Genomic DNA, 7,870 nt, shown 5'->3' on the forward strand with positions numbered 1-7,870 from the left:
ATTCCTTCCCTTAGGCCACGAAGCACAGGACTTCACCACCAACGCCGGCTTCGCGAGCCTGCGCATCGGTCATGATGCCCTTCGACGTGGAGATGATGGCGATACCCAGGCCACCGAGGACCTTGGGCAGCTCGGTCTTGCCGCGGTACTGACGCAGACCCGAGCGCGAGAAACGCTTCAGGGTCTCGATGACCGGACGGCCTTCGAAATACTTAAGCACGATTTCCAGCTCCGACTTGTTGTTTTCGGTGGCCGTAACGCGCAGGTCGGTGATGTAACCCTCGTCCTTCAGGACCTGGGCGATCGCAACCTTGATTTTGGACGACGGCAATTTCACCGTCTGCTTACCAACCGCGGCCGCATTCTTGATGCGAACCAGCAGGTCGGCGATGGGATCAGTCATGCTCATATGAGTACCTTTGAGTGCACCGATATCCGCTTTCGCGAAAATCTTGTGTTTTCCTGGGGACGGGCCAGGACCCTTGACGCCATGCCAAGCCGCTACGGGCAAGACAGAAGCGGAAGTATACGACAAAAGAGCCCGACTTGCGTCGGACTCCCTTGTTGAACAGAACCATCCTGTTCAAACCGGCCGCGAGCGGCCGGGATGCTGTTACCAGCTTGCCTTACGCAGGCCCGGAACGTCGCCGTTCATCGTGGCCTTGCGCAGCATGTTGCGACCCAGACCGAACTTGCGGTAGACACCGCGCGGACGACCGGACAGCTCGCAACGGTTGCGGTGGCGGCTCGGTGATGAATCGCGCGGCAGCTTCTGCAACTTGGTCGACGCATCGATCTTCTCTTCGTAGGACGCATCCTGACTGGAGAGGATCTTCTTCAGCGCATCACGCTTGCCGGCAAATTTCTTCGCCAGCTTTGCACGCTTGATGTCGCGGTGGATCATGGAGGTCTTTGCCATTTCGGATGTCCTCGACGGTCAGTTACGGAACGGGAACTTGAACGCTGCCAGCAGCGCCTTCGCTTCCGCATCCGTCTTGGCGGTGGTGGTGATGGCGATATCCATACCGCGAATCGCATCGACGGCGTCGAAATCGATTTCCGGGAAGATGATCTGTTCCTTCACACCCATGTTGAAGTTGCCACGACCGTCGAAGGAACGACCGGAGACACCACGGAAGTCGCGCACGCGCGGCAACGAGATGTTGATCAGGCGATCCAGGAACTCATACATCTTGGCGCGACGCAAGGTGGTCTTGCAGCCGATCGGCCAACCATCGCGAATCTTGAACGATGCGACCGAGACGCGCGACTTGGTGACCACCGGCTTTTGACCGGAGATCTTGGACATGTCGGCGACCGCATTCTCAAGAATCTTCTTGTTGGTAGCCGCCTCGCCCACGCCCATGTTAAGCGTGACCTTGACCAGCTTCGGCACTTCCATCGGATTGGTGTAGCCGAATTCCTTCATCAGGGCCGGCACCACGTTTTCCTTGTAAAACTTTTCGAGACGCGTATTCATGATCTCATTCCTCAGGCGTCGAGCGCCTCACCGCTGGAGCGGAACACACGCAATTTGCGTCCATCCTCCAGCACCTTGAAGCCAACGCGCTCGCCCTTGCCCGTTGCCGGGTTGACGATATTGACGTTGGAGATATGGATCGACGCTTCACGCTCGACCACGCCGCCGGCGACACCCGCCTGCGGGTTCGGCTTGGTGTGGCGCTTGATGACGTTGGCGTTGGAAACGATCACGCGATCGCCGTCCACACGCACAACTTCACCCTGCTTACCCTTGTCCTTGCCGGTGTTGATGACGACCTGGTCGCCCTTCTTGATACGGTTAGCCATGTGTATGTCCTCCGCTCACAGCACTTCGGGAGCGAGCGAGACGATCTTCATGAACTTCTCGGAACGCAGCTCGCGCGTCACCGGCCCGAAGATGCGGGTCCCGATCGGCTCCTGCTTGTTGTTCAACAGCACAGCGGCATTGCCATCGAAGCGGATCAGCGAACCGTCGGGACGGCGCACACCCTTGCGGGTACGCACCACGACGGCGTCGTAGACTTCGCCCTTCTTGACCTTGCCACGCGGAATGGCGTCCTTGACGGTCACCTTGATGATGTCGCCAATGTGTGCGTAGCGGCGCTTGGAGCCGCCCAGCACCTTGATGCACATCACTTCCTTGGCACCCGAATTGTCGGCCACATCGAGGTAGCTCTGCATCTGGATCATGATTCAGATCTCCCTTAGCCGGCCGAACGGGTGACGATTTCGACCACCCGCCAGTTCTTGGTCTTGGACATTGGAGCAATCTCGGTCACGCGCACGACATCGCCTTCATTGCAGGCATTGTCGGCATCGTGTGCGTGGAGCTTGGACGAGCGCTTGATGTACTTACCGTACAACGGGTGCTTGACCTGGCGCTCCACCAACACGGTGACCGTCTTGTCCATCTTGTTGCTGACGACACGGCCTTCGACCGTGCGCAGCGTTTGCTTTTCGTTGTTGTCGCTCATCGCGGCCGTCCTTACTTGGTGCTGCCGAGCAGGTGCTTGACGCGAGCAATCTCGCGGCGCACCCGGCGGGTTTCGTGGGTCTTCGGCAGCTGGCCGGTGACCTGCTGCATGCGGAGCGAGAACTGCTCCTTACGCAGATCGGTCAGGTGGGCCTTCAGTTCGTCAGCCGACTTCTCGCGGAGTTGTTTGATATCCATCAGCGCACCGTCCGGGTCACGAAAGTGGTCGTCACCGAGAGCTTGGCAGCGGCAAGGCGGAACGCCTCACGTGCGGTCTCTTCGGGAATACCCTCGATTTCATAGATCATGCGGCCCGGCTGAATCTGCGCGACCCAGTACTCCACGTTGCCCTTACCGGAGCCCATGCGGACTTCGATCGGCTTCTTGGTGATCGGCTTGTCGGGGAACACACGGATCCACATCTTGCCGCCCTTTTTGACGTGGCGGCTGATCGTGCGGCGTGCTGCTTCAATCTGGCGTGCGGTCAGCTGACCGTGCGCCGTGGCCTTGAGGCCGTATTCGCCGAAGCTGACGGCGTTTCCGCTCCATGCCAGGCCGTCATTGCGGCCCTTGTGCATCTTGCGATATTTGGTTCGCTTGGGTTGCAACATTGCCGTTACCTCGCTTCACGAGCCGGGCGCGACGGGCGGTCACCACGGTCGCCACGATCGTTACGATCGTTGCGCGGGCTGTCGTCCTGCTTTTCCTGGCCAACCTGAGAGAAGTCGAAGACTTCGCCCTTATAGATCCAGACCTTGATGCCGATGATGCCGTACGTCGTGGACGCCTCGGCAAAACCGTAATCAATGTCGGCACGTAGCGTGTGCAGCGGCACGCGGCCTTCGCGGTACCACTCCGAACGGGCGATTTCTGCACCGTTGAGGCGGCCAGCCACATTGACCTTGATGCCCAGGGCACCCAAGCGCATCGCGTTGCCGACCGAGCGCTTCATTGCGCGGCGGAACATGATGCGACGCTCAAGCTGCTGCGCGATCGACTCGGCGACCAGCTGCGCATCCAGCTCCGGCTTGCGCACTTCGGTGACGTTGATGTGCGCCGGAACGCCCATCAGCTCGCTCACTTCCTTACGCAGCTTTTCGATATCCTCGCCACGCTTGCCGATCACCACGCCCGGACGGGCAGTGTGGATGGTCACGCGGGCGGTTTTGGCAGGGCGCTCGATCAAGATCTTGCTGACACCTGCCTGCGCGAGCTTCTTGCGCAGCATTTCACGCACTTTCAGGTCGGCTGCCAGATAGGCAGCGAAATCGCCCTTGTTTGCGTACCACTTGGAGTTCCAGTCTTTGGAGATACCAAGACGGATTCCAGTCGGATGAACTTTATGACCCATGGTCTTTTCCTTTCCGCTTACTTGGCGGCGCCGACAATCACAGTGATGTGACTGGTGCGCTTGAGGATGCGGGTACCGCGGCCTTTCGCCCGCGCCATGAAACGCTTCAGGGACGGACCTTCATCAACCATGATGGTCTTGACCTTCAGCTCGTCGACATCCGCGCCCTGATTGTTCTCGGCATTGGCAATAGCCGACTCCACAACCTTTTTGATCAGGTGTGCAGCCTTCTTGTCCGAGAACTTCAGCAGATTGACCGCACGCTCGGCGGACAAACCACGCACCTGGTCAGCGACCAGGCGGGCCTTCTGCGGGGAGATGCGCGCGGTGCGCAGGATTGCTTTCGCTTCCATCGTCATCTCTCCTTACCTGCTCGACTTCTTGTCGCCACCGTGACCCTTGAAGGTCCGGGTGACGGCAAATTCGCCGAGCTTGTGGCCGACCATATTCTCGTTGACGAGCACCGGAATGTGGTTCTTGCCGTTATGCACGGCGATGGTGATGCCTACCATTTCCGGCAGGATCATCGAACGGCGCGACCAGGTCTTGATCGGCTTCTTGCTACCCGCGGCGGACTCCACCTTCTTTGCAAGGTGGTGATCGACGAACGGGCCCTTCTTGAGTGAACGTGCCATGGTCGATTAGCCCCTACGATCGCGGACGATGAATTGCTGGGTGCGCTTGTTCTTGCGCGTCTTGTAACCCTTGGTCGGAACACCCCACGGGGTGACCGGATGCGGATTACCCTGACCAGCCTTCGCTTCACCACCACCATGCGGGTGATCGACCGGGTTCATGGCCGCACCGCGAACGGTCGGGCGAACACCGCGCCAACGCTTGGCGCCGGCCTTGCCCAGCTTCTCGAGGTTGTGCTCGTCGTTGCCGACTTCGCCGATGGTGGCGCGGCACTCGACCGGCACCTTGCGCATTTCGCCCGAGCGCAGACGCAGCGTGGCATAGATGCCTTCGCGAGCGACCAGCTGGACGGCTGCACCGGCAGCACGTGCGATCTGAGCGCCCTTACCCGGCTTCAGCTCGATACCGTGGACCGTCGTACCGACCGGGATGTTGCGCAGCGGCAGCGTGTTGCCGGTCTTGATCGGTGCATTGGCACCGGCAATGACCTGGTCGCCAGCCTTCAGGCCCTTGGGGGCGATGATGTAGCGACGCTCGCCGTCGACATAGCACAGCAGGGCGATATGAGCGGTACGGTTCGGATCGTATTCGATCCGCTCCACACGCGCCGGAATGCCTTCCTTGTTGCGCTTGAAGTCGATGATGCGGTAGTGCTGCTTGTGGCCACCACCGACGTGACGCACGGTGATGCGGCCATGGTGGTTACGACCACCGGACTTGCTCTGCGAGTCGAGCAGCGCCGCGTGCGGTGCGCCCTTGTGCAGATCGGGAGTAACCACGCGCACGGCGGAACGACGGCCGGGAGAGGTGGGTTTGAACTTCATCAATGGCATGGGATGGACCTCAGGCCTTGGCCGTTACGTCGATGGACTGACCATCAACCAGGCGGACGTACGCCTTGCGCCAATTGCCACGGCTGCCAGCACGGTTACGGAAGGACTTGCTCTTGCCCTTGACGTTGACCACGTTGACTGCCTTGACCTTGACGTCGAACAGCTGCTCAACCGCGGCCTTTACATCGGCCTTGGTGGCTTCGTTCGAAACTTCGAAGACATACTGGTTGGAGATTTCCTGCAGGCGCGCGGTCTTTTCAGAGACTCGCGGAGCACGCAGCACGCTGAAGATTTTTTCGTTGCTGCTCATGCCAGCCACTCCTCGACCTTCTTGACCGCATCGGCGGTGATCACGACCGTATCGGCCCCGACCAGAGCGACCGGATCCAGACCCTGCACATCACGCACCTGCACATACGGCAGATTGCGGGCGGACAGATACAGGTGCTCGGAAGCTTCCTCGGTGACGATCAGCGGGCGCTTGCCCACGTCCAGTCCCTTCAGCTTTTCGATCAGACCCTGGGTCTTGGTGGTTTCGACGTCGAACGCATCGACGATCATCAGGCGACCCTGGCGGTTAAGCTCAGAGAAGATCGCGCAGATGGCCGCACGGTACATCTTGCGGTTGACTTTCTGCTCAAAGCTGCGCGGCTTGGCCGCGAAGGTCACGCCGCCGCCGACGAAGATCGGAGCCGTCAACGCGCCATGACGCGCACCGCCGCCCTTCTGCTTCTTCGACTTCTTGGTCGTGCCCGCAACTTCCGAACGCGTCTTCTGTGCCTTGGTACCAGCGCGACCGGCATTGCGATAAGCGACGACGACCTGGTGAACCAGATCTTCGCTGAATTCGCGACCGAACACGGCATCGGAGACCGAGACCTTGTTGTTGCTACCCGTGATAACGAGTTCCATCGTCATCTCTCCTTATGCCTTGCTCGCCGGACGGACGATCACGTCGCCACCAGCTGCGCCAGGCACGGCGCCGCGGATAGCAATCAGACCACGCTCGACGTCGACCTTGACCACTTCCAGGTTCTGCGTGCTTTGCTGCACGGCGCCCATGTGGCCCGACATCTTCTTGCCCGGGAAAACGCGACCCGGGGTCTGGCGCTGACCCAACGAACCCGGCGCGCGATGCGACAGCGAGTTACCGTGAGTTGCATCGCCCATACGGAAGTTGTAGCGCTTGATGGTGCCCTGGAAACCCTTACCCTTGGTGACGCCCTGGACGTCGACCTTCTGGCCGACTTCGAAGATGTCCGCCTTGATTTCGCCGCCGACGGCGAAATCGCCGAGCTGCGCATCTTCAACGCGGAATTCCCACAAGCCACGACCCGCTTCGACCTTCGCCTTGGCGAAGTGACCGGCGGCCGGCTTGTTGACCAGTGCGGCGCGACGCGCGCCAACGGTAATCTGCACTGCGCTGTAACCGTCGGTTTCAACGGTCTTGATCTGCGCGATGCGGTTCGGAGTTGCTTCGATCAGCGTAACCGGCACCGAGCGGCCGTCTTCAGTGAAGACGCGGCTCATGCCAGCCTTGCGGCCCACGAAGCCCAACGAATATTTCTTCGTCATGGTCGTAGTCCTCAGGTCAACTTGATCTGTACGTCGACGCCAGCCGCGAGCTCGAGCTTCATCAGCGCGTCCACGGTCTTGTCGTTGGGGTCGACGATATCGAGCACACGCTTGTGCGTGCGGGTTTCGTATTGGTCACGCGCATCCTTGTCGGCATGCGGGGATACGAGGATGGTGTAACGTTCGATCTTGGTCGGCAACGGGATCGGGCCACGCACTTGCGCACCGGTCCGCTTAGCCGTTTCGACGATCTCGCTGGCCGAACGGTCGATCAAACGATGATCGAACGCCTTCAACCGAATCCGGATCTTTTGTTCCGACATGACGGAAGCTTCCTTCGTTAAAAGAGCGACGGGCAAGGCCTCTGGGATACCTGCCCCGATATTCCTGCGTTGGTGAAATCGCCAGACCTCCTGCCGACGAGGGCTTTCCTCCGCCCAAAAACTGAGGCAGCCCGGTAAACCGGCCTGCCCAGACGGAAAAGTATAGTGCGCAGATAGAGCACGGTCAACAACAGGTGAGTTGTTGAGTGCTCCATGCAACGCGACCTTCCCGGTCTGGCGAACACGAGCGGCATCCTGCCGTTCTTTTCGCTTGTTAACCCAGCGCCCTACCCAGGGACACCGAGCCGCGCATTATAGCGATGCGGATTTAGGTACGCAAGCGCTTAACCAAAAAGAATCCGACACCCCGCCCGCACTCCAACGCAAAAAAAGGGCCGGCTTGCGCCGACCCCTTAGATTGCGTCGGCGACCGAAGCCGCCGAACTGCAGGTATTGCTTACTTGATGACCTTGGCAACCACGCCGGCGCCGACGGTACGGCCGCCTTCGCGAATCGCGAAGCGCAAACCTTCGTCCATCGCGACCGGGTTGATCAGGGTCACGACCATCTTCACGTTGTCACCCGGCATCACCATTTCCACACCTTCCGGCAGCTGGCAGGCGCCAGTGATGTCGGTGGTGCGGAAGTAGAACTGCGGACGGTAGCCCTTGAAGAA

The 7,870-nt window shown here is 60.1% G+C and carries 16 protein-coding genes and 1 pseudogene; all 17 read right to left on the bottom strand.

Annotation, left to right across the window (positions count from 1 at the left end):
* Positions 1 to 10: 10 nt before the first annotated feature.
* Positions 11 to 409 (bottom strand): 30S ribosomal protein S8, encoded by a 399-nt coding sequence (gene rpsH / locus FHY19_RS12345; RefSeq protein WP_010371096.1) that lies wholly within the window; start codon positions 407 to 409, stop codon positions 11 to 13.
* A gap of 204 nt (positions 410 to 613) precedes the next feature.
* Positions 614 to 919: a 30S ribosomal protein S14 gene (gene rpsN / locus FHY19_RS12350; protein ID WP_005917137.1), complete on the bottom strand. Its 306-nt coding sequence runs from the start codon at positions 917 to 919 to the stop codon at positions 614 to 616.
* 18 nt (positions 920 to 937) lie between these two features.
* A complete protein-coding gene (gene rplE / locus FHY19_RS12355) occupies positions 938 to 1,480 on the bottom strand; it encodes a 50S ribosomal protein L5 (RefSeq protein ID WP_010371090.1) in 543 nt (180 codons plus the stop codon).
* Positions 1,481 to 1,491: 11 nt separating this feature from the next.
* Positions 1,492 to 1,809 carry a 50S ribosomal protein L24 gene (gene rplX, locus FHY19_RS12360; RefSeq protein WP_003486696.1) on the bottom strand — a complete coding sequence of 106 codons (318 nt, stop codon included), beginning with the start codon at positions 1,807 to 1,809 and terminating at the stop codon, positions 1,492 to 1,494.
* A gap of 15 nt (positions 1,810 to 1,824) precedes the next feature.
* Complete coding sequence (rplN, locus tag FHY19_RS12365) at positions 1,825 to 2,193, bottom strand: 50S ribosomal protein L14 (RefSeq protein ID WP_003486699.1); 369 nt, start codon at positions 2,191 to 2,193, stop codon at positions 1,825 to 1,827.
* Between the two features lie 14 nt (positions 2,194 to 2,207).
* On the bottom strand, positions 2,208 to 2,477 hold the full coding sequence (gene rpsQ / locus FHY19_RS12370) for a 30S ribosomal protein S17 (RefSeq protein WP_104611275.1): 270 nt from the start codon (positions 2,475 to 2,477) through the stop codon (positions 2,208 to 2,210).
* A gap of 11 nt (positions 2,478 to 2,488) precedes the next feature.
* The gene (gene rpmC / locus FHY19_RS12375; protein WP_003486703.1) at positions 2,489 to 2,674 is read right to left on the bottom strand and encodes a 50S ribosomal protein L29; all 186 of its coding nucleotides are present in this window, start codon (positions 2,672 to 2,674) and stop codon (positions 2,489 to 2,491) included.
* Positions 2,674 to 3,087: a 50S ribosomal protein L16 gene (rplP, locus tag FHY19_RS12380; protein WP_003486706.1), complete on the bottom strand. Its 414-nt coding sequence runs from the start codon at positions 3,085 to 3,087 to the stop codon at positions 2,674 to 2,676. Before rplP ends, rpmC begins: the two co-directional genes overlap by 1 nt.
* A 5-nt stretch (positions 3,088 to 3,092) precedes the next feature.
* Positions 3,093 to 3,827, bottom strand: a complete 735-nt coding sequence (rpsC, locus tag FHY19_RS12385) for a 30S ribosomal protein S3 (protein ID WP_005993372.1) — start codon at positions 3,825 to 3,827, stop codon at positions 3,093 to 3,095.
* Positions 3,828 to 3,844: 17 nt separating this feature from the next.
* Positions 3,845 to 4,180 carry a 50S ribosomal protein L22 gene (gene rplV, locus FHY19_RS12390; protein ID WP_002811686.1) on the bottom strand — a complete coding sequence of 112 codons (336 nt, stop codon included), beginning with the start codon at positions 4,178 to 4,180 and terminating at the stop codon, positions 3,845 to 3,847.
* A 12-nt stretch (positions 4,181 to 4,192) separates the two neighbouring features.
* Positions 4,193 to 4,462, bottom strand: coding sequence for a 30S ribosomal protein S19 (rpsS, locus tag FHY19_RS12395; RefSeq protein WP_005993369.1), 270 nt, complete (start codon positions 4,460 to 4,462; stop codon positions 4,193 to 4,195).
* A 6-nt stretch (positions 4,463 to 4,468) separates the two neighbouring features.
* Positions 4,469 to 5,296, bottom strand: a complete 828-nt coding sequence (gene rplB / locus FHY19_RS12400; protein WP_003486715.1) for a 50S ribosomal protein L2 — start codon at positions 5,294 to 5,296, stop codon at positions 4,469 to 4,471.
* Between the two features lie 10 nt (positions 5,297 to 5,306).
* Entirely contained in the window at positions 5,307 to 5,606 is a 300-nt protein-coding gene (gene rplW, locus FHY19_RS12405; protein ID WP_002811694.1) for a 50S ribosomal protein L23, read from the bottom strand.
* Positions 5,603 to 6,208 carry a 50S ribosomal protein L4 gene (rplD, locus tag FHY19_RS12410; protein ID WP_016900669.1) on the bottom strand — a complete coding sequence of 202 codons (606 nt, stop codon included), beginning with the start codon at positions 6,206 to 6,208 and terminating at the stop codon, positions 5,603 to 5,605. Before rplD ends, rplW begins: the two co-directional genes overlap by 4 nt.
* A gap of 12 nt (positions 6,209 to 6,220) precedes the next feature.
* Entirely contained in the window at positions 6,221 to 6,871 is a 651-nt protein-coding gene (gene rplC, locus FHY19_RS12415; protein ID WP_005993363.1) for a 50S ribosomal protein L3, read from the bottom strand.
* A gap of 11 nt (positions 6,872 to 6,882) precedes the next feature.
* Positions 6,883 to 7,194 carry a 30S ribosomal protein S10 gene (rpsJ, locus tag FHY19_RS12420; RefSeq protein ID WP_003486723.1) on the bottom strand — a complete coding sequence of 104 codons (312 nt, stop codon included), beginning with the start codon at positions 7,192 to 7,194 and terminating at the stop codon, positions 6,883 to 6,885.
* 457 nt (positions 7,195 to 7,651) lie between these two features.
* A pseudogene (locus FHY19_RS12425) lies at positions 7,652 to 7,870 on the bottom strand (elongation factor Tu); the annotation flags it as partial.

This window comes from Xanthomonas sp. 4461, assembly GCF_024806475.1.
Taxonomy (GTDB): domain Bacteria; phylum Pseudomonadota; class Gammaproteobacteria; order Xanthomonadales; family Xanthomonadaceae; genus Xanthomonas; species Xanthomonas arboricola_F.